Source organism: Sporosarcina sp. CAU 1771 (assembly GCF_054482775.1).
On sequence record NZ_JBTLRN010000015.1, the window covers coordinates 52043 to 72623 of the forward strand.

Sequence of the window (20581 nt, forward strand, 5' to 3'; positions counted from 1 at the left end):
TTAGAATTTCTCCTTTACTCGTTTTCCAAATAACCCCTGAGGAAAGACTGCTAAAACGACTAGAATTAAAAAGAATGCAGCAGCTTCTTTCATGGATGTACTAACTAAAGTAAAGAGATTTTCTATTACCCCTAATAAAAGTCCTCCGATAAAAATACCCCGTGGATTCTCGATACCACCAATAATTGCAACCGCAAATGCTTTTAATCCTAGGAAAAGACCAATAAATGCACCTGGATGTACCATAGGCCCGACTAAAACCCCACCTACTCCTGCCAGGACTCCAGCAATAATAAAAGCAATGGAAGCCATTAATCGCGGATTGATTCCCATTAATGAAGCAGCATCTTTGTTAAAGGCAACCGCTTCAAGCGCCTTTCCAAACAATGATTTCTTTAAGAAGACAAATAAAAGTAACATAATAACTGCAGCACTAACTAGTACAAATATATCATGATAGCGGATTTTCAAAATACCCAAATCTAAAATGGCGCGTCCAAATGGAGAATGGGCCATTAAAACATCTCTTCCCCAGATAAGCATAGCTACGTTTCTCACAATCATAGAAACGGCCACAGTACTTAAGATCCAACCAATGGAATGCCAGCTTTTTAACGGACGAATCGCGACTTGTTCTAAGCCCCAGCCACAAATACCCAGTATGACTATAACCAATAGCAGTGAGCCTATAAAGGCAATCCAGACACCCCCACCTAAAGTAGTAATTGTCATAAAAGTGGATAATCCTATTAGTGAACCAAGCATGACAAAGTCACCTTGACCAAAGTTCAACGTTTTTGTCGTAATAAAAGTAATATAGTAGCCCTGGGCAATAATCGCATAAACACTTCCATATACTAACCCATTTATTAGGGCTTTTAATATATCCGTTAATTCCAAAGCAAAGACCCCCTCGTGTTGTTATACTACAAATAACAAGCAATCGTGAAAAGGGAAATCCCTACTAGTATCACCCTTTTCACAGGTTAAATGATTTAAATTATGACTCTATTAATCTGCTGCGACAATTTGTAAATCATCGTTATATGTGGCAATGAACACTTCGTCAATACCAAATGCTTCATGGTTATCCTTTGTGAAAGGTACTGATTTAATTGCTGTTACGCCCTCAAAGTCCGTGAAGTTTTCAATTTGATCACGAATTTTTTCACTATTTAAACCAACCCTTTTTATAGCTTCTAAGATAAGCCTTGCACTGTCATATCCTTGTGCCGTGGCAATTGGGAAAACGTCTTCACCATACATATCGATTACTTTTTCATGGAATTTTTTTGCTACATCATTTTGATCAATCGTAAATGACTGTACAAAGAATAAATCATCCTTCACAAGATCTCCAACTAGATTGACAACAGTAGGGTCACCTGTAGCCCAAGTAGCGTAAATAGGGGCATTCAACCCTTCATTGAAACGAGCTTCAAGTAACTTTGCTGACTGTGGTGCAAGCCCGTAGAAGATAACTGCTTCCACCTCTGCATTATTCATTGCACGAATCGAAGGCTCTAGATTCAATTCCTTTGGGTCAAAAGCTGAAATAACAGTCGGATCCATATTGTAGTTTTCCTTCATTTGCTTAATAATGTCATCACTACCACCTTGTCCGTACCCTTCCGTATCATGGATGATACCAAGTTTCGTAAGTCCTTGTTTATCGATAAGCTCTTTTAAAATAGCGGACACTTGAACCCCATCAAGAGGAGCCACACGGAAAATATAGTTTTTATCAGCATCTTTATACTCTTGAGTGATTTGTGTGCCTGTAGCTACCGGTACAACTTCAGGAATTTTTGCATCTTGAGTAAATTGAATGTGAGCCATGGCATTTCCAGAGTTAGCTGGTCCAACTAAGGCTACAATTTTATCTTGATTAATTAGTTTCTGAACAATCTCGACAGACTTTTCTGGCTTAGCTTCATCATCATATAGGACTAGATTTGCATTTTGTCCCTCATAGCCGCCAGCATCGTTAAACTCTTTCACAGCTAGATCCACACCTCTTTTTACTCCTTCACCAAATAGAGCTGTTCCACCCGACATAGAAATAGCTAAACCTATATTAAAGGACTCCTTATCAGAAGAATCCCCTTGATCACTCTCACCTGAAGAATTCGTCTCTTGTACCTTCGGACTACATCCTGCGAAAACTGTAAATAATAACATAAAAGCCACTAGAAAGATTGCACTTGATTTTTTCATAATAAATTCCTCCTCTTTTTAATAAACCCAAAGTTAATCCAGCGTAATGAAAGAGAAATACCGTTTACTAATGCTATTGGAAATGTGCCACCATCAATAACAATTACCTTTCCAGTAATGACCTTATCTTTTTTTGTTGTGTCTATTCTTAAATAGTTGTAAAATCTTCCATCCCCCTTTCGATATACAACATATTTCATACCCAGTTTAACTACAATCCATTTGTCAACCACATCTGCAATACTACTGTCTTCCGTTACTTTACTGAAAACAGCCCCTGAGGAAAATTAAATACCGTGTTACGATAAATATGGTAAAACATTCCGTATAACTTGTGACAAAGACCTGTCTCTTCCGCAGAAGTTAAACCGTTTTGTTAATTTTTATTTATCATCAACAAAGCGCTTTCATTCATTCAAACAGACTCTTATTTATAATGCAAACCTCATTTTACCGCGTTTTATCAACATCTTTTTAATCATAGTCCGATATTTCGGACTATTAACTGAATATTCAGCACTACCTTTTAAACGTAGTAAATAGAGCGTCCGAATATTCGGACTATAATCCGATAAAACGGAATACAGGTCTTAAGTAACTTTTTTATTTACACAATAATTAGTGCTAGAATTGGCTACCAAACAAATAGTAATGATTGCATTTGATTTTTTACAATAAGTAAAACACAGATAATTAGTATAGGGAAAAATGTTTGTGGGTGAATAAATAGGAACCGCCCTCTTTAAATTAGATACCCGGTTTTGGAATCTAATTTAAAAAGCGCGGTAGGTTTAAGCGCATAAAAAAAGGGCTCTCTTCTTGTATAGTGAAGTTTGCACACTAACACTAAAAGGAGAGAACCCAGATGCTTATTATTAAAACTATGTCTAGGGAGGCTTACAATACAAAGCCTCCCCTTCACAACAATCTATTCCCCCTTGCTCAATTGATTCGCAGCTTTTTTTAACGGATAATCATACAAAATAGTAGTGATAACAGCTACACTCATTAGGCCTGTGAGAATAAACATCATCGGTTGCATTCCATATAAATCGACTAATATTCCACCCGCTAATGGTCCAATCATACGCCCGATTGTTGCTGAACTGTTTACGATTCCTTGGTAAAAGCCTTCTCTTCCTTTTGGAGCAAGTTTACTCGCTAATGTCGGAATTGCTGGCCATGCAATCATTTCACCGAATGAAACGATGATCATCGCTACGATAAATATTTTAAACGAGTTTGCGTACGCAAGGACAATGTACGATACGATAAAAATAGCAATTCCAAGTAGCATTTGCGCCTTAAGACGATGCTCTAATCTCTTTATAAGAGGTTTAATCAAAGGTTGACCTGCGACTATGAGAAGACCATTCAACGACCATAGAAAACTATACTGTCTAAGCGTTACGCCAACCGACATAGCATGTGTAGAAATCGTAGACGTCCACTGTGTGTAGACAAGCCACATGACCAAATATCCACCCGTTAAAATGAGTAAAGCATAAAATGGTGCTTTGTTTATAATCTTCTTTCTTTCATTTAGAACAGATGTATGACTATTGGGAGCTATTTCTAAATTTCGGTACCCAAAAAAAGCTATAAAAAAGAAAATTACATAAAAGAATAAATTCGCGGAAAAAATGTAGTTAATATTGAAGGATGCGACAACTCCAGCAAGCGCCGGACCTACTGCAACTCCGAGATTTTGCGCAAGAAACATTGAATTGAATGATTTTCTTCCCCCTTTTGGCCACAATGTGCCAACCATCGCATACATACTTGGAAAGATAATTCCCCCACTGAATCCTAAAATCGTTAAAAATACTATGTAATGTGGCCATTCATGCCAAAATACCAGTCCGGTTAATGCGAGGATGGATATAACGATTCCCCAGATAATCGATTTGTATCCACCAATCCGATCAAACAAAAAGCCGCCTAGTAAATTTCCAAATACACCAGCCCCTGCGTTCGCCATTAGCACCAACCCAGCTACAGTAAGTGACTTCCCTAAGTAATCATGTATGTAAATTACATTTAAAGGCCATAAAAATGAGTTTCCTGTCACGTTGACAAGCATTCCTATGATAAGTAGCCATACCTTTTTAGGCATTTTCAAAACCTTCCTTCGTCCGTCAAATTTCTCTTAATTGTATGCTTTTTTCATACTTCCGACAAGATGATTATACTAGGAGCAGACTTGTAGGTGATGAAACCTATGAAAACATGATATACTACAAAATTAGAGGAGTGAAAAAGTGGACAAATTAACATTTCCATTCCCTACCGAAGGGAAACGATATTATACATGGTCTCGTCACCTCAAAGACGAATTCGGATTTAAAGTATTCAAAGTAGCATTAGATGCAGGTTTCGATTGCCCTAACCGTGATGGTACTGTCGCTTTTGGCGGTTGTACGTTTTGCAGCGTTGCAGGATCAGGAGATTTTGCTGGAGATCGGGTAGATCCGATAGACGTTCAGTTTGCAGAAATCAAAGCTAGAATGCAGAAAAAATGGAAAGACGGCAAAGCGATGGCGTATTTTCAAGCTTATACAAATACACACGCCCCCCTTCCAAAACTAAAAGAAAAATTTGAAGCTGCTCTTGCTCAAGAAGGAGTCATCGGACTCTCAATTGCAACACGTCCAGACTGTCTGCCAGATGATGTCGTAGAATATTTAGCAGAACTCAATGAGCGTACCTATTTATGGGTTGAACTCGGTCTGCAAACCGTACACGAAAAAACAGCGAACCTTGTCAACCGGGCGCATGATTTTGCAACATATGTAGAAGGCGTAGAGAAACTTCGTAAACATGGAATCCGTGTTTGTACTCATATTATTAATGGGTTACCCCTAGAAGATCATGAAATGATGATGGAAACGGCTCATGAGGTCGCAAAACTGGATGTTCAGGGAATCAAAATCCACCTTCTTCATTTATTAAAAGGAACACCAATGGTAAAGCAATACGAAAAAGGGCATCTTGAATTTCTTGAAAAAGACGAATACATTAAGCTCGTCGCTGACCAACTTGAAATTCTACCTCCAGAAATGATCATTCATCGAATCACAGGCGATGGCCCGATTGAATTAATGATTGGACCTATGTGGAGTGTCACAAAATGGGAAGTTTTAAACGGTATTGACAAAGAACTCGAACGCCGCGGAAGCTATCAAGGGAAACATTATGTAGGGACGACCCAAACGATATGAAACTACTTCGTGTACTTCCTTTTGCAAAATATTTACTTAGTCAAACGGTCAACCCTGGTGAAACAGTTATCGACGCAACAGCTGGTAACGGGAATGATACGGAATTTTTAGCGAAACATGTCGGTGAAAACGGGCATGTCTTCGCTTTCGATATCCAAAAAGCTGCACTTGACTCTACCAAAGTGCGTTTAGGCACTTTAAATGAGCGCGTAACTCTCGTTTTAGACAGTCACGACAATGTTGATCAGTACATAGACAAAAAAATTGGCGGTGCGGTTTTCAATCTTGGGTACTTGCCACATAGCGATGATCTATCAATCGTTACGCAAGCTGATTCAACAATAAAAGCCATTCAAAAAATGCTTGGCATGCTAAAAAAAGGCGGGATTATAGCTATATCCGTCTACGATGGCCATGAAGGTGGCGCAGAAGAACGGGATGCTCTACTCAACTATGTCATGAGTCTTCATCAAGCTGAAGTGCACGTGATCCGTTACGAACTTATTAACCAACGTAACAATCCACCATTTTTAATCGCACTTGAAAAGATGAAAGAGTTTAGTGTCCCCAAAATTGTATAATAAGAAAACGTATCCTTTGCACTGGATACGTTTTTTTAGTTTATCAACTAAAATAGGGAGTTCAATAGTCCCATTTCGCTGATATATGAAGATAACCGACGATATCTTTCTATTAAGCGCCGATATCCTTCAAGAATTCGCCGATATATACGTCAATCTGTTCGATATATGACCCGAACTGCTTGATACTGGTGTAAATCTTGAAGTTCTAAAGGGTATTCGTATGAATGGGTAACAATTGATGCTAAAATTTCAAATAAAGATTCATTATCTACTGAATACAAAGAAGAGTTGTGGCATGTCAAATACGGGGTTTCTTTTGAGAAGGATACAAAATTGAAGTCCGAACTCATTAAAGTAATTAAGGGAGGAATTACAATGTGGGAAATTCTATTTTACCTGTTCGTTGCACCTTTTTTGACACTACTTATCACATTAACTACTACACTAAAATTTAAGCGTATCTTTTTGGCACCTATTATTATTTTTATCGCATTAAATATCCCTACAATCGTGTTGCCGATGATTTACAACGTTGGCTGGGCAGCTTCGTTCGGTTGGGCGTGCTTGTTTACATTGATATCAGGAATTCTTTCACTAATCATCTGGCGCGCGACTAGAAAATCTTCTACTGCCACCACGGTCTAGTTGGAACGAAAAAAGGTGCTCACTGAATAATTTCAATGAGCACCTTTTTCAAATTAAAATTCTCGAATATCCGCAATTGGTCCAACAACTAGAAAATCTTCATTTTCCATAAATGAAATTAACTTTTCTGCAGTTTGTTCGGCACTACTAAGTAACCCTTGTTCTTTGTATTCGATAAATCGATCGAGAAGCGGAAATGCTTCATCACCACTAGATCGAATCGTCTCTTGCATACCTGTATCAATTATACCCGGTGCCATAGAAACAATGGCTACAGGGAATTCAGCATTTTTCTGCTCGAGCGCGATGACTCTTGAAAAGTGATCCAGTCCAGCTTTCGTCGTACAATACGTCCCCCAACCTTCATACGCATTTCTTCCTGCTCCTGAAGAGATGTTGACAATGCGTTTCACCCCATCAAATTCCTTTAGCTTAGAAATAAATGTATTCGATAGAATCATCGGCGCAACTAAGTTTAAGTCGAGCGCTTTTGAAATCACCTCGGATTTTACATCCCCAATAATCCCAATCGGATCTACCATTCCCGCGTTATTGATAAGCGTGAACGACTCCACACCATCACTCTCTTTTTCAATGATACTACTTAATAATTCTTCTAGTACACCTGTTTCTGAAAGGTCAGCTGTAATAAAATCCGCCACTTCTTCTGGTAATGTTCTAGCAATTCCAATGACTCGTCTTCCTTTTGCTCGAAGTTGATTCATTAATTCCAATCCGATACCTTTTGAAGCGCCCGTTACGATAAATAATTCCATTTAACTTCCTCCTTCAGTATACGTAAGAAACCATTCAGTAAGTTTTTCCTTGTTAATTATGGGTTGTTGCACTTTTCCCCTAAATTTTTCTATCTTATTAAATGTCGTTACATCTTCACCAAACCATTCATTAACCCGTTTCCGAGTAACAGTGTACGTTTCATCCTCAAAAGAAAACTCCACAATTTCCATGTTTTTAATTAAGGTGAAAATAGCAGACGAATTATACAATATAGCTTTCTGTACTCGTTCTTTACCAACGTTCTCAACAGTATCTTCATATAGTATTATGAACTTAAATTGATCTGGATCCTGTTGATACAACCGTGGAACGTCACCCAAAGGTAAGTTCTGAATCAGGTTCATATTGTTTCCTGCACTTCCCATATACAAACTTTCATATTGAAGTACTTCGCTAAACCGATGAGTTTCCGGTTCAAGTTGCTCTACTTGTTCGCGTTCCATTTTGGCATCTATTTCGGGAATATAATAAAGCTGTATCCAACTAAATACTAACAGTCCTACGATAAATAATACAATGCTAACTTTAAGCTTCATGCAACTCTTCTCCCTCATGCTGTTCGACATAAGACTCTAGCTTGTTTACCAGTAGCGGAATAACGATCGTTAATAAAGGTAGTGAATATTGTATAACTAGAATTCCAAAACTATAGGGTCCTCCCAAGGAAATTCTTCTCGAAAACCAAATATCACTTCCAAAATTTATTAACGTAACTATTCCCCAGGAAATTAATTGAAAGCCAAACCACACGATCCAAACAATCTTTTTCAATTTACCAATTTTAGTAAAATCGGTATGGATATGCCCTTTGAGGAGTTGGTGTCGTGCAAGATATAGAAGAAAATAGATCGTTCCCATAAGTAGAATGACGATGAATAACAACCATGAAACCCTTCTTGCGTTATTAAAAACACTTAGTGGAATAGTTATAACCCATGCGATGATTATATAAAGCAATGCCCACTGATACATATCTAAGACCGTCTTTCGTAAACTCAAAACGTTCACACCAGTAATCAATTCACCCAATCCAGAAACCTTTCCGATACTTACTCGAAAAGCTTCTTCAAATGAAATACCATTCCTTTGCAAATCTTCAATTTCAGCTTCAACGTTTCCGATTACTTCGTCTTTCAGCCCTCTTGTTTCATCTGTTTTTGGGTACTTCGAAAACAGATTTTCCACGTGCTCTCTTACATTATTCACTTTGTTCACTCCCTTCGCTCAACAAACGATCGATGATTACTTTCGCTTGTTCCCATGCTCTTAGATTGTCTTTATAAATTACAAGCCCTTCATCAGTTAACGAGTAATACTTTCGCCGCCCACCTTGTGTTTGGTCACCCCAGTACCCTTTTATATAGCCCGCTTTCTCTAACCGCTTCAAACTACTGTATAAAGTAGGTTCCTTTAAAATATATTCTCCTGAACTTCCTTCAGAGATTGCTTTCATAATTTCATACCCATAATTATCGCTATTTTTAAGAACCCGCAAAATAATCGTATCGATATTGCCACGAATCAAATCCGCACTAACTCCATCTGTGCTCATTAAATTCACCTCTCATTACAATGTACAACAAACTACTATGCCTGTCAATGTACTATGTCACAAATAATTAATTTTCATCCTGAAATTTTTCGTTAGATAAAAATGGACGCTTCAGCTCACAACTATTCATGGTATAATTTGTAATATGGAGTGAATAAAATGGATTCATTAATAATTAGGCAAGCAACTAAAATAGATGCGCAAGCAATTTCGAATGTCCTCACACGAAGTCAATGGTTTACGTATAAGGATTTATATTCCAAAGAATACATCGAAAACATGATTCAGCAATACTATAATATACCTCGTATTAAAGAAGAAATCGTATCCGTAACCAATGACTGGCACGGTTACTTTGTTGCAGAGCAGCAAGGAAAGATTGTAGGGGTTATTGGAGGGGGCATGTTAAATGATTCCACAGGAGAAGTGTATGTATTTTATTTAAAACCGGAAATACGCGGACAAGGTATCGGTACGAGACTCCTTGATTTTTTTACTAAGATTCAAAAACACACATATGGAGCAAAAGAACAATGGGTTTCTGTAGCAAAAGGAAACATATATGGAATTCCTTTTTACGAAGCAAAAGGATTTCAATTTCAAGACGAAACACTAACTTATGGAAGTACGATTGAAGAAAATGATATTTCTTTGAAATATAAAAGGGATATCTGATGGATTTTTTTCGTATATCTATCTACTATCAAATATAATAAAGCCGGTCCCTATTAAACTTAGGGACCGGCTTTATTTTTTTATACAGGAATGGTGAAAAAACGACGCTTGATTCGAATAATGATTCCTAAAGTGAAAATGACAATAAGTACTGGTAACAGCCAACCCAGTCCTTTCTCATAAAGCGGCAAGAAGCGACCGTAAAAGTTGATGATTGGCAACATCCATTCAAAATTAGGGATTTTCAACGTATCGCAAAGTGCTTGTAAACCGTCAAATATACTTATTAATAGCGAAACTATAGTTGCCGAAATATATACAAGCCGAGAATGATAAAAGAGCGGCGACAAAAATGTTAGCAATATAAGAACAATCGCAAGTGGGTAAAGAAGCATTAACACAGGAATTGAATAAGTAATGATATTCCCTAATCCAAAATTCGCTACAATTAAGCAAAATGTCGTAAATAATGTAACAAAAAATGTATAACTAATTTTTGGTATTAGCGAATGAAAATATTCCCCGCATGCTATCATCAGCCCTATAGCCGTTGTCAAACAAGCAAGGATAATAATAATTGTTAGCATTATTAAACCAAATGCGCCGAAATAATGGGATGATGCACCGCTTAATACTGGACCTCCCGTTTCAAAAACACCTAAAGTTCCAGTACTTGTAGCTCCCAAATAAGCGATTCCCAAATAGAGTATTCCTAGAAAACCTGTAGCGACTAAACCAGATTTTATCGTAGCTGCTAAAATCCCACGCTTGCTTGTGACTCCCATCGATCGGATTGCATTTATTACTATGATTCCAAATACTAAGGATGCAAGTGCGTCCATGGTATTGTATCCTTCAGTAAATCCTTTCATAAATGCTCCTGTTACGTATGCTTCTTTCGGTGATTCTATCGTACCCATAGGTTTTAAAACAACCATTACAAGTAAAGCTAGAAGCAATATAATAATTCCAGGAGATAGGATTTTCCCTATCCGATCTACAATCTTCGCAGGATTCAATGAAAGCCATAATGTCACACCGAAAAATATAAGTGTGAATATAAGCAATCCTACAGTCGTATAATCTTTAGAAATAAATGGAGCTATTCCAACGTCATACGCAACTGCCCCTGTACGCGGTGCGGCAAAAAAGGGACCAATCGTTAAATAGAGTAGAGATGTAAATACGATTGCATAGATCGGGTGAATACGACTAGCTAGTTCCTGCAAATTACGACTTCCTGATACGCCAATCGCTAGAATCCCTAGAAAAGGAAGTCCGACTCCTGTAATCAGAAAACCAATAATAGCAGGTGTAAGATTAGTTCCTGCATATTGTCCAAGTTGAGCTGGAAAAATTAAGTTTCCCGCTCCAAAAAATAATGCGAATAACATAGTGCCAATGACGAGATATGCTGAAAATGGTAACTTTTTTTGCATGAAGCCAGTTCCCCCTAAGATGTGTGAAGCTTTCGCTTTGAATACTATTACATAAATAATTATAATACTCGTATTCCTAACTAAATGCAATTCCATATAGATAGTCGAACTATTCCAAACAAAAAAACTACCCGATCCTGATAGGGATACGAGTAGTGAATTTGTGTACGGTCGAAATTTATTTTATCAAAAACGAAGTACGGCTATGACCTTCCCGAGATTTAATTACCTCGAGTATGGCTGGAAATGCAGCTTTTAACTCCTCGACATGAGATATAACACCAATCATCCGACCTGACTTCTGCAAGTTGATAAGTGTGTCAATTGCTTTGTTTAACGATTCTTCATCTAATGAACCAAATCCTTCATCAATAAACATTGTATCTATGGACACACTTCCTTGAAAACTTTGAATCACATCCGCCATACCGAGGGCTAAGCACAGTGAGGCATTAAACTTTTCGCCGCCAGACAACGTTTTTACATCACGCATTTGTCCCGTATAAGCATCATTCACATCGAGTCCCAATCCACTTTGCCGCCCGCGTGCTTCATGTCGTTCACTTCGGATTAAAGTAAATTGACCATTCGACAAGTCTTTTAAACGTTCATTGGCAGAATGGATGATTTGCTCTAAGTATTCGATTTGAATATACCGTTCAAATGATAGCTTTAGGCTGTTCTGTCCTCTAACTAAATCATAGAGTTCGGTAATTTTTCCGTGTTTCCGTTCCAGTTCGATAAGCTTCTTCGTTGTCTTATTGATATCAGTAATCAGATCAGACGTAATTTGTACATATCCTGTTGACGTGTTGAAGGCTTTTAGTGCGGTTTCATATTCATTTTTCAATTCACTAATAGCTATTTCTAAGCCTGCCAATTCCACTTTTTCTTTCCCGACAAGCATTTCTTGGAGTTCCGATACAGCCTGCGAAACCGTGTGCAGTTGCTGATTAAAATTCTTCAATTTAACTTCCAATATCCGCCGTTCTTCTTCCTCCATTTTGGCATCGCTATAAGCCTCTTCCGTCTCAAATTCCGACTTTTGTAAGGCTTGTTTAAATCGTTCTTCTGAACTCGCTCGTTTACTTTTCAATTCTTCGACTGATTGACCAGCATGAACCATATTTGCCTCAGCTTTAGTTTCAACTTCCCTAGTTTCTTCACGAGATTTTTGTGCGACTTCCCACGCTCGGTCCCATGCTACTTTTTGACGTTTCAAATCGCCAATCCGATTTTCCAGTACGTTCAGTTCACGGACATCCTCCGGAATCACAAGTAAAGATGCATCAAGAATAGATTGTTCGCTTATTAATAACGAAGAACTTTCCAGTACGGTCTTCTCTGTTTCTCCTTTCACTCTTGCTAAATTTTCTGTAATGTCACTTTGTTTTTTCAATCGTTCTTTGGACTTTACTAAGTCTGCTCTTTTTTTACGAAGATTCAAAATCTCCTCTTCTAGAATCGTTCGTTTCGCATGCAATGAGTCTGCTTCTTCTTGAATCTTTTCAACTTCAATTGAATACTTCTTTACTTCTTTTGTTTTTCGCTCTAATAAGGCAACTGAACTTTCATAGTTTGCGACTTGTGTACGATACATACTTTCGACTGAAGCAAGTGTCTGATTCGCTCGTTCTAAGTCTTCTTTAGTTACAACTGCTTCTAAATGTACAAGTGATTTTGCTGGATGATCGGTACTTCCGCAAACTGGACAGGCTTCTCCATCATGGAGAGTAGCTGCAATAGTAAAGACTTGATTATCAAGCCATATCTTTTCAGATTTCCTGTATATACCTTTTTCACTCTCATATTCAATGAACCTTTTATTCTTTTCTTCGTCAAAATGCTTCACTTGCTTTTGAATGTCAAGAAATTCATCGACAAGGCGACACTTTTCTTTAACTAGTACTACCTCATCATTTTTTTCTTCTAATGGTTCAACTATTTTCTCTAATGAATCAACTTGTTTTTGTAATTCTGCTGTTGCATCAATAGCTTCTTCTGTAAGTCGATCTACTTCGCTTTGTTTCTTTCTATTTATAGCGACTTCTTTTTCCATTTTTTGCAGCATCTCTTTTTTCGATTCCAAAGCGGATACTGTCGGTAGATGATCCGTCAGTCGAATTAACTTTTCAGAAAGTTGTTCACGTTCTGCCTTTCGATTTTCTTCAATTTCATAAAGCGTATTTGCCTCTTCCTTTTTGGCAACAGCAATCTTGTACTCTTTAACGGCTTCTTTGTATTGATTTTCTTTATCCAACACTTCTTTTTTCAGCAATACATATTGCTTTTCTATTTCTTCGATAAAGGATGCACGCTCCGCATTAGCAAGACGTTTTCCTTCAACTTCCATTCTTGGAAGTTGTTCTGAAAGCTCCTTTAATAATTTCCCCTTTAGTTCAAGTTCTTCAAATCGTAAATTCATACTTTTTACGATGTGATATTCAGCTAGTTTCCTTTCGTGCTTACTATAGGCCTCTTCAGACTTCTTTTTATCTTGGATCTTCTTTATTTGATAAAACAACAATTCCTCTTCTAATCCTAGAATGATTTGAGGAATATTATAATAGTCACTTGATAAAACAGAAAAAATCGTTGATTCTCTTTCAGGAAGTCGCGTCGAAATCTGTTGAACATAGCTTTCACTTAACTGTTTTTCGCTTAGATAAGCTGTTTCAGCTGCATCTTTTCTATCTTTTAATCGTGTGACAACTTCACGATAAGGCTCGGTTTTAAAAATCTTCCGCATTATAACTTCCTTATTTTCTGTATCAGAAGTTAGAAACTTTCTAAATTCACCTTGTGGTAACATAACGATTTGACTAAATTGTGCTTGTGTAAAACCAATTAAATCTTCAATTTTTTTATTGATTTCAGAAACCATTTGTCTATCTACAATAGGGATTTCACCTTCACTTGTTTGTTCATACAATTCACAACGACCAGCTGTTTCTGATTTATTCCCCTTCTTGATATAAGGGATTTGACGCATTATCCGATACAATCGGCTATGTATTTCAAAAGTCAATTCGACAGTAGTTTGTGTGGAATCGTCTGCAAAATCACTTCGCATTGCCCGAATATCTGTCCGATCCTCTCCACTCGCTTGTCCATATAACGCAAAACAAATACCATCAAAAATTGTTGTTTTACCAGATCCTGTCGAGCCTGAGACAACGAATAATCGTTGGTCTCCTAATTCTGTAAAATCCACTATTTCTGTAGATTTATAAGGACCAAATGCTGTCATTTTTAAAATAAGTGGCCTCATTTTTCAGTCTCCTTCTTATTCGTCATGTAGTACATCGAGCAAAATTTCGGTAAATAATGCTTCCGTTTCTGCATCAGCAACTTCGTCTTTCAAATCTTTATAGAACGCCTTAAATAAAGTCAAATCGTCTTGTTTCCCTCTTACTAAACGCTCTTCTTTATTTGAATTCAAAGTCTGGGTAAACAATTGTCGTTCAACATGCATCGCATTCGGATAAACGGATCGGACTTTCTCCATTGGAAATAGCACTGGAGTTTCATCAAGTAATTTCACAAAAACATAGTCATTGGAAACATCTTCCTTTTGTATGTTTTCGATTGTTCCTTCAACCGTTCGCACATCATGCATTGGAATAAGCTCCCGCTTCTCTATAGTCGCACTCCCATCACGGTCCAACTCCACAATATAATAGCCTTTCTTATGGTGTTCTTCTGAAATGGAGTATTTAAGTGGTGAACCTGCGTATCTTATCGTTTCATTTAACACATAATGGGCCTGATGGAGATGTCCAAGCGCTGTATAATGGAATGGCTCAAAAAGATGAGCTGAAACATACTCTGCGCCACCTATAGCTAAAGGTCGCTCGGATTCACTTGTGTTGTCTTCACTCTCACCGTGCTTCGTTACAAATGCATGGCCTACAAACACATGTCTTGCAGTTGTATCTAAATTTTTATTTATCTTTTCTATCACTTTTTGCATCGCTTCATTATGATTCGTAATCGAATCGTCACTATGCAAATGTTTTACGATTGAAGGGTCCGCAAAAGGGACAAGATGAAAATGAACTTCGCCGTATTCATCATTTAAGATAACTGGTTCCATATATTTATTTAATTGACCCGCAATGTGGTAATCAGTTGCACGCATAAGGTTACTTCCAAAATTCAGACGTCCGGGACTATCGTGATTTCCAGCAATCGCAAGTACGGGAATCTTTAATTCCATTACAATCTTTTCAAGCACTTCATCTAGTAAAGCAACGGCATCTGTTGGTGGAACAGCGCGATCATACAAATCTCCCGCGATAATGACAGCATCAGGTTTTTCTTCTTGAACAGCTTCTATAAATTGTGCGAGTACATGACGCTGGTCTTCAGTCATATATACACCTTGAACAAGTTTACCTAAGTGCCAATCTGCAGTATGAAAGAATTTCAATTTGGCTTCCCCTCTCTCTTATTTATCTCTTCAAAAAAAGAGCTGAGTGCACACGGCAGTCAGCTCCTAAATTCTTTTTACTCAAAAAACACTTTATCAACATTATATTTTGCTCGTTCAGCATTTATGAGGTACGTTTCATAAATTTCGCGTTCCATCGGATCGTCAACCAAAATGACTGAAATTTTATTCACTTCATCACGGTGATTTTTCATAGGTGAAACCGTATCTTCAAAATGTTTTTTTACACGTTGACGTACTTTTCGAGCCTTTCCTACAAACAGCAGTTCATTTTTTTTATTGTAAAATAAAATTATGCCGCCTTGATCTCTTGGAATTTCATGAAGATCCACAAAACCAAAGAATGGTTTAATCGGTACTTCACCTGCAACCTTCTTTTGCTCTCTTTGTTCGATTGTTATATCTGGTGTTGGAACTTTAATTGAAATCATATACTTGTCACGTCCTCTTCTTTTATGAATCTAAATTTTATCATATTCTCTCAGAAAAAGCGAAGAAACAAATAGCTGTAGCGGTAAATCGTACAGGATGAAATAGTTTTATAAACTTCATATTACCTACACAAATATACCGTTAAATAAGTTAAATATTCACACTATATACACTGACATACCTGCTTTTAGCACACAATTTGTAAATGCAAAAAAAATATAATTACTATGTTTATTACAATGTTTTTTTATGATATACTTGCCAAAGTTGTTAGATATCAGTTTAATTAATAGCTCCTGTAATCTAACACCTTCTTCAAAATACATAATAGGAGAAAAATAATGCATATCACAAAAAAAGCAATTGAAATTAGAAGAACCTTACATGAGAACCCCGAATTAGGTGGGCACGAATGGGAAACTTCTAAAAGAATCCAAGATGAATTAAGAAATGCTGGCATTCCTTTTGAAACTGGTTTCGCTAAAACAGGGGTACTCGGTATTATAGAAGGTGGTCAACCTGGCGGAACGGTTGCACTCCGAGCAGATATCGATGCTTTGCCAATCCAGGAAAAAACGGATATCCCATTCAAATCAAAAGTTCCGAATACGATGCACGCATGTGGTCATGACGCACATACTGCTATGTTAATTGGTACTGCTTTACGATTAAATGAGATAAAAGATTCTCTGAAAGGTAAAGTTCTTCTCATTTTCCAACCAAATGAGGAATCATCACCAATTGGTGGGGCTCGTCCGATGATGGAAGATGGAGTGTTTGCAGAACATAAGCCCGATGTCATTTTTGGACAGCATGTTTGGCCAAACCTTCCTGTTGGACAAGTAGGTATTCGCGATAAAGAAATGATGGGTGCTTCTGATTCATTTTCTTTCACTATCAAAGGTGCCGGAGGACATGCAAGCATGCCTCATCAAGGAAAAGATGCAATCGTAATTGCTGCTGAATTTATTTCTTCAATCCAATCCATAGTAAGCCGAAATACCAACCCAATGGAGTCAGCTGTTGTAACGATTGGTACAATTAATGGCGGATATAGATACAACGTCATTGCCGACGAAGTTCAACTTAATGGAACTGTCAGAACGTATGATAAAGAAATAAAAGCAACAGTTAAACGAAGAATGGAAAACTTAGTTAAAGGTTTTGAAATCGCTTACGAAGTCGAAATCGATTTTGTCTATCGTGATGGGTACGAAGCAACAATAAATACACCTGAATGGGCTCAGCTCGTTCGCAAGGAAGTCGTTAACCTTCATGGAAAAGAAGCTGCACCCGAAGTCGATGCATCTATGGCAGGAGAAGACTTTTCAAGATTTCTTGAAGAAATACCAGGGGCCTTTTTCTGGTTAGGATGCGCAAAAGAAGGTACGAGCATTCAAAAGCCGCTACATGACGCAGAGTTTTATTTCAATGAAGATGCGATTAAAATCGGAATTGACACAATGGAAAACATCGCTATTAGCGCATTAAATAAGTTGGCTTTATTATAGGAAAGCATTAGGAGGAAGATTATGGCTACTAAATCAAATGGTAAAAAGAATAGTTTTTTTATGCGCTTTTTAAACGGAATCGAGAAACTAGGTAATAAATTGCCAGATCCGTTTATGATTTTCATCTATTTAGCATTATTCGTTATGGGTACTTCGTTCGTTTTAGCAAATTTAAAAACGACTGTTCTTCACCCAGGTACTGGAGAAACGTTACCGATTAAGAACTTAATTTCTGGTGAAGGTCTACAATATATTTTATCGTCGACACTAACGAACTTTACTGGCTTCGCTCCACTTGGACTCGTTCTTGCAATGATGTTAGGTATTGGGCTTGCTGAAAAAGTTGGTATGTTAGAGTTTGCTATAAAGAAAACGATTTTAAAAGCTCCGCCTTGGGCTGTTACTTATACGATTATGTTTGTTGGTATTATGGGTAATCTTGCTTCAGATGCTTCACAAATTTTAATTCCACCACTTGCAGCAATGGTGTTCCATAAAATCGGGCGCCATCCGCTTGCTGGGTTAGCTGCAGGTTTTGCTGCTGCAGGTGCAGGATTCACCGCAAACTTACTAATTGCAGGAACAGATGCATTATTAGCTGGAATTTCAACTGAAGCGGCTAAAATCATTAACGATGCAATTATTGTTACACCTGTAGATAACTGGTATTTCAATATTGTTTCTGTATTTGTTCTAACTATTGTCGGTGGATTAGTAACTGATAAGATTGTTGAACCTCGACTTGGTAAATATACTGGTAAAAAGGTAGACAATATTGTTGAAGAAGAAGAGCACCCTAAAGCAATGAAAGCTTTGATCTACGCTGGAATTGCTGGGTTCTTATATTTACTACTTATTTTTGTAGTTATTCTACTACCAGGTTCACCACTTCGAAATGAAGATGGTGGTATGATTCCTTCTCCATTCTTGTCAGGAATTATTCCGATTATCTTAATGTTCTTCATTGTACTTGGTGTTACTTATGGTAAAACTGTTGGTAAAATTCAAAGTTCTAGAGATGTATCGAAGTATATGACTGAATCCATCAAGGATATGTCTGGATTTATCGTGTTAATCTTCGCAGCTTCACAATTTATCGCTTACTTCTCATGGTCAAATATTGGTACATGGGTTGCAGTAAATGGTGCGAACTTCTTAAAAGAAATTCAATTTACTGGTATCGCACTAATTGTCGTATACATTCTATTCACGGCATCACTCAACTTCCTAATCACATCTGGTTCAGCAAAATGGGCTCTTGAAGCGCCTGTATTTGTACCAATGTTTATGGAACTTGGATACCATCCGGCATTTACTCAAGTAGCATACCGTGTAGGAGATTCATCTACTAACATCGTTACGCCTTTAAGCCCTTACTTCATCGTGGTTCTATCATTTATGAAAGACTACGATAAAAAAGCTGGAATGGGTACATTGATTTCTCTTATGCTTCCTTATTCGATTGCATTTTTGATTAGTTGGATTTTACTAATTCTTCTATTCTTCTTTGCAGGAATTCCATTTGGACCTGGAATCACACCGTTTTTGTAATCAATTAGGAGGAATATACAATGAATTTTGAGCAATCAGTTGAACAAATTCAACCACAGCTGACTGCGTGGCGCAGAGACTTTCACAAACACCCAGAATCTGGTTTTCTTGAATTACGAACAGCAAGTATTGTCGCAACTACTCTTGAAAATTTAGGTTACGAAGTTTCTGTTGGTGATGAAGTAATGAGCAAAGATGATCGTATGGGTTTACCTTCTGATGGATTATTTGAAAGTCATAAAGCTTGGGCCCTTGATCATGGTGCAGAACCAAGATGGGTCGAAAAAATGGCTGGAGGTATGACTGGCGTTGTAGGAGTACTCCAAATGGAGACTCCTGGGCCTGTTGTTGCATTTCGTGTCGACATGGACGCTCTCGATATCCAAGAGGACCTGTCAGAAGAGCATCTTCCTTATAAAGAAGGTTTTGCTTCTATAAATAACATGATGCATGCATGTGGACATGATGGTCATACATCTATCGGACTTGGCCTTGCTACGATTCTGATGCAAGAAAAAGCGAAGTTAAAAGGAACGATTAAACTCATTTTCCAACCCGCCGAAGAAGGTGTTCGAGGAGCAAAGTCTATGACTGAAGCTGGTGTTGTCGACGATGTGGACTACTTTGTAGCAACACATATTGGCCTTGGATTACCTCTTGGAGAGGTCATTGCTGGGGATGGTGGTTTTCTTGCTTCCACGAAGTTAAATGTAGAATTTAAAGGCCTAGCATCTCATGCAGGTGGAAATCCCAACGAAGGTAAAAATGCTATAATGGCAGCTTCTACTGCCGTGTTAGGACTTTATGGGATTCCTCGTCACAGTGAAGGTGCATCACGCATCAACGTTGGCGTTCTAAATGCTGGAAGCGGACGGAACATCATTCCTTCTAGCGCGAATATGAAAATTGAAACTCGTGGAGTTACATCAACTATTAATGACTATATTCGCGAACAAGCACTTCAAGTCATTCACGGTGCAGGTGCTATGTATGGTGTCACTGCAACAGTTGAACTTGCTGGTGAAGCAATTAGCTGTATGCCGAGTGAAGAAATGGCCGAGATTGTTTCAAAGGCTGCACAAAAGTCAGATTCAATTACGAATGTCATTAAAATGAGTCTTAGTCCATCTGGTTCTGAAGATGCTACATACTTCATGAATCGTGTCCAAGAACGTGGTGGGATTGCGACATACACAATTTTCGGTTCCCCACTTGCCGCAGGTCATCATAATGAACGTTTTGATTATGATGAAAAAGTACTTCCAATAGCTGTCGAAGTTCTTGCACGTACAGCTTTTGAAATTCTTAGTAACTAAAAAAGATCCTCATCCATTTTAACTGGATGAGGATTTTTTTTAGGTTCTTTGTCAAATGACGTTGGTGAAGAGTTATAGTCGATTATGTTTTTTATTCTTGGACGGTCTGGGAAGTCAGTGAAACTGATTTTCTAGGACTGTCCTTTTTACATGGCTATCCAATATACCCCGTTGCTTTCCGTTCCAG

General features: G+C 37.8%; 19 protein-coding genes. 7 read left to right on the forward strand and 12 right to left on the reverse strand.

The window, feature by feature from the left end; all coding sequences use genetic code 11:
• The 4 genes from ACXYMX_RS11045 to ACXYMX_RS11060 all read right to left on the reverse strand — a co-directional run bounded on the left by ACXYMX_RS11045 (nucleotide 1) and on the right by ACXYMX_RS11060 (nucleotide 4333).
• The gene (locus ACXYMX_RS11045) at nucleotides 1–900 is read right to left on the reverse strand and encodes a branched-chain amino acid ABC transporter permease (protein WP_459044293.1); all 900 of its coding nucleotides are present in this window, start codon (nucleotides 898–900) and stop codon (nucleotides 1–3) included.
• 111 nt (nucleotides 901–1011) lie between these two features.
• Nucleotides 1012–2217 (reverse strand): ABC transporter substrate-binding protein, encoded by a 1206-nt coding sequence (locus ACXYMX_RS11050; protein WP_459044294.1) that lies wholly within the window; start codon nucleotides 2215–2217, stop codon nucleotides 1012–1014.
• Complete coding sequence (locus ACXYMX_RS11055) at nucleotides 2214–2450, reverse strand: hypothetical protein (RefSeq protein ID WP_459044295.1); 237 nt, start codon at nucleotides 2448–2450, stop codon at nucleotides 2214–2216. The genes ACXYMX_RS11050 and ACXYMX_RS11055 overlap by 4 nt, the downstream gene beginning before the upstream one ends.
• Nucleotides 2451–3145: 695 nt before the next feature.
• Nucleotides 3146–4333: an MDR family MFS transporter gene (locus tag ACXYMX_RS11060; RefSeq protein WP_459044296.1), complete on the reverse strand. Its 1188-nt coding sequence runs from the start codon at nucleotides 4331–4333 to the stop codon at nucleotides 3146–3148.
• 145 nt (nucleotides 4334–4478) lie between these two features.
• Here ACXYMX_RS11060 and ACXYMX_RS11065 point away from each other — a divergent pair, with 145 nt between their 5' ends.
• The 3 genes from ACXYMX_RS11065 (at nucleotide 4479) to ACXYMX_RS11075 (ending at nucleotide 6667) form a co-directional block, all read left to right on the forward strand.
• Complete coding sequence (locus tag ACXYMX_RS11065) at nucleotides 4479–5438, forward strand: TIGR01212 family radical SAM protein (protein ID WP_459044297.1); 960 nt, start codon at nucleotides 4479–4481, stop codon at nucleotides 5436–5438.
• Nucleotides 5435–6019, forward strand: a complete 585-nt coding sequence (locus tag ACXYMX_RS11070; RefSeq protein ID WP_459044298.1) for a tRNA (mnm(5)s(2)U34)-methyltransferase — start codon at nucleotides 5435–5437, stop codon at nucleotides 6017–6019. Before ACXYMX_RS11065 ends, ACXYMX_RS11070 begins: the two co-directional genes overlap by 4 nt.
• A 378-nt stretch (nucleotides 6020–6397) precedes the next feature.
• A complete protein-coding gene (locus tag ACXYMX_RS11075) occupies nucleotides 6398–6667 on the forward strand; it encodes a hypothetical protein (protein ID WP_459044299.1) in 270 nt (89 codons plus the stop codon).
• A gap of 53 nt (nucleotides 6668–6720) precedes the next feature.
• On the opposite strand, the gene ACXYMX_RS11080 is transcribed toward ACXYMX_RS11075, so the two are convergent.
• From ACXYMX_RS11080 to ACXYMX_RS11095, 4 genes are read right to left on the reverse strand one after another with little or no spacing between them, the layout of a single operon-like run.
• Nucleotides 6721–7443 (reverse strand): SDR family NAD(P)-dependent oxidoreductase, encoded by a 723-nt coding sequence (locus ACXYMX_RS11080; RefSeq protein ID WP_459044300.1) that lies wholly within the window; start codon nucleotides 7441–7443, stop codon nucleotides 6721–6723.
• The gene (locus ACXYMX_RS11085) at nucleotides 7444–8001 is read right to left on the reverse strand and encodes a DUF4825 domain-containing protein (protein WP_459044301.1); all 558 of its coding nucleotides are present in this window, start codon (nucleotides 7999–8001) and stop codon (nucleotides 7444–7446) included.
• Complete coding sequence (locus tag ACXYMX_RS11090; RefSeq protein ID WP_459044302.1) at nucleotides 7991–8671, reverse strand: hypothetical protein; 681 nt, start codon at nucleotides 8669–8671, stop codon at nucleotides 7991–7993. Before ACXYMX_RS11090 ends, ACXYMX_RS11085 begins: the two co-directional genes overlap by 11 nt.
• Nucleotides 8664–9017 (reverse strand): PadR family transcriptional regulator, encoded by a 354-nt coding sequence (locus ACXYMX_RS11095; RefSeq protein WP_459044303.1) that lies wholly within the window; start codon nucleotides 9015–9017, stop codon nucleotides 8664–8666. Before ACXYMX_RS11095 ends, ACXYMX_RS11090 begins: the two co-directional genes overlap by 8 nt.
• 159 nt (nucleotides 9018–9176) lie before the next feature.
• On the opposite strand from ACXYMX_RS11095, the gene ACXYMX_RS11100 reads away from it, so the two are divergent.
• On the forward strand, nucleotides 9177–9692 hold the full coding sequence (locus tag ACXYMX_RS11100; protein WP_459044304.1) for a GNAT family N-acetyltransferase: 516 nt from the start codon (nucleotides 9177–9179) through the stop codon (nucleotides 9690–9692).
• An 80-nt stretch (nucleotides 9693–9772) separates the two neighbouring features.
• Here the strand turns inward: ACXYMX_RS11100 and brnQ are convergent, their stop codons facing one another.
• From brnQ to ACXYMX_RS11120, 4 genes are all read right to left on the reverse strand, one after another.
• Nucleotides 9773–11131, reverse strand: coding sequence for a branched-chain amino acid transport system II carrier protein (gene brnQ / locus ACXYMX_RS11105; RefSeq protein ID WP_459044305.1), 1359 nt, complete (start codon nucleotides 11129–11131; stop codon nucleotides 9773–9775).
• 178 nt (nucleotides 11132–11309) lie between these two features.
• Complete coding sequence (locus ACXYMX_RS11110) at nucleotides 11310–14402, reverse strand: AAA family ATPase (RefSeq protein WP_459044306.1); 3093 nt, start codon at nucleotides 14400–14402, stop codon at nucleotides 11310–11312.
• A 15-nt stretch (nucleotides 14403–14417) separates the two neighbouring features.
• The gene (locus ACXYMX_RS11115; RefSeq protein WP_459044307.1) at nucleotides 14418–15563 is read right to left on the reverse strand and encodes an exonuclease SbcCD subunit D; all 1146 of its coding nucleotides are present in this window, start codon (nucleotides 15561–15563) and stop codon (nucleotides 14418–14420) included.
• A 77-nt stretch (nucleotides 15564–15640) separates the two neighbouring features.
• Complete coding sequence (locus ACXYMX_RS11120; protein ID WP_459044308.1) at nucleotides 15641–16015, reverse strand: nucleotide excision repair endonuclease; 375 nt, start codon at nucleotides 16013–16015, stop codon at nucleotides 15641–15643.
• A 342-nt stretch (nucleotides 16016–16357) separates the two neighbouring features.
• On the opposite strand from ACXYMX_RS11120, the gene ACXYMX_RS11125 reads away from it, so the two are divergent.
• From ACXYMX_RS11125 to ACXYMX_RS11135, 3 genes are read left to right on the forward strand one after another with little or no spacing between them, the layout of a single operon-like run.
• On the forward strand, nucleotides 16358–17527 hold the full coding sequence (locus tag ACXYMX_RS11125) for a M20 metallopeptidase family protein (protein WP_459044309.1): 1170 nt from the start codon (nucleotides 16358–16360) through the stop codon (nucleotides 17525–17527).
• A 21-nt stretch (nucleotides 17528–17548) separates the two neighbouring features.
• The gene (locus ACXYMX_RS11130) at nucleotides 17549–19078 is read left to right on the forward strand and encodes an AbgT family transporter (RefSeq protein WP_459044310.1); all 1530 of its coding nucleotides are present in this window, start codon (nucleotides 17549–17551) and stop codon (nucleotides 19076–19078) included.
• 20 nt (nucleotides 19079–19098) lie between these two features.
• Nucleotides 19099–20394, forward strand: coding sequence for an amidohydrolase (locus ACXYMX_RS11135; RefSeq protein ID WP_459044311.1), 1296 nt, complete (start codon nucleotides 19099–19101; stop codon nucleotides 20392–20394).
• Nucleotides 20395–20581: the final 187 nt, after the last annotated feature.

Excerpts from the sequence above, each read along its gene's own strand:
- ACXYMX_RS11050 (WP_459044294.1), bottom strand. The coding sequence starts at position 2,217 with ATGAAAAAATCAAGTGCAATCTTTCTAGTGGCTTTTATGTTATTATTT.
- ACXYMX_RS11060 (WP_459044296.1), bottom strand. The coding sequence starts at position 4,333 with ATGCCTAAAAAGGTATGGCTACTTATCATAGGAATGCTTGTCAACGTG.
- ACXYMX_RS11070 (WP_459044298.1), top strand. The coding sequence starts at position 5,435 with ATGAAACTACTTCGTGTACTTCCTTTTGCAAAATATTTACTTAGTCAA.
- ACXYMX_RS11075 (WP_459044299.1), top strand. The coding sequence starts at position 6,398 with ATGTGGGAAATTCTATTTTACCTGTTCGTTGCACCTTTTTTGACACTA.
- ACXYMX_RS11080 (WP_459044300.1), bottom strand. The coding sequence starts at position 7,443 with ATGGAATTATTTATCGTAACGGGCGCTTCAAAAGGTATCGGATTGGAA.
- ACXYMX_RS11085 (WP_459044301.1), bottom strand. The coding sequence starts at position 8,001 with ATGAAGCTTAAAGTTAGCATTGTATTATTTATCGTAGGACTGTTAGTA.
- ACXYMX_RS11095 (WP_459044303.1), bottom strand. The coding sequence starts at position 9,017 with ATGAGCACAGATGGAGTTAGTGCGGATTTGATTCGTGGCAATATCGAT.
- ACXYMX_RS11100 (WP_459044304.1), top strand. The coding sequence starts at position 9,177 with ATGGATTCATTAATAATTAGGCAAGCAACTAAAATAGATGCGCAAGCA.
- brnQ (WP_459044305.1), bottom strand. The coding sequence starts at position 11,131 with ATGCAAAAAAAGTTACCATTTTCAGCATATCTCGTCATTGGCACTATG.
- ACXYMX_RS11110 (WP_459044306.1), bottom strand. The coding sequence starts at position 14,402 with ATGAGGCCACTTATTTTAAAAATGACAGCATTTGGTCCTTATAAATCT.
- ACXYMX_RS11120 (WP_459044308.1), bottom strand. The coding sequence starts at position 16,015 with ATGATTTCAATTAAAGTTCCAACACCAGATATAACAATCGAACAAAGA.
- ACXYMX_RS11125 (WP_459044309.1), top strand. The coding sequence starts at position 16,358 with ATGCATATCACAAAAAAAGCAATTGAAATTAGAAGAACCTTACATGAG.
- ACXYMX_RS11130 (WP_459044310.1), top strand. The coding sequence starts at position 17,549 with ATGGCTACTAAATCAAATGGTAAAAAGAATAGTTTTTTTATGCGCTTT.
- ACXYMX_RS11135 (WP_459044311.1), top strand. The coding sequence starts at position 19,099 with ATGAATTTTGAGCAATCAGTTGAACAAATTCAACCACAGCTGACTGCG.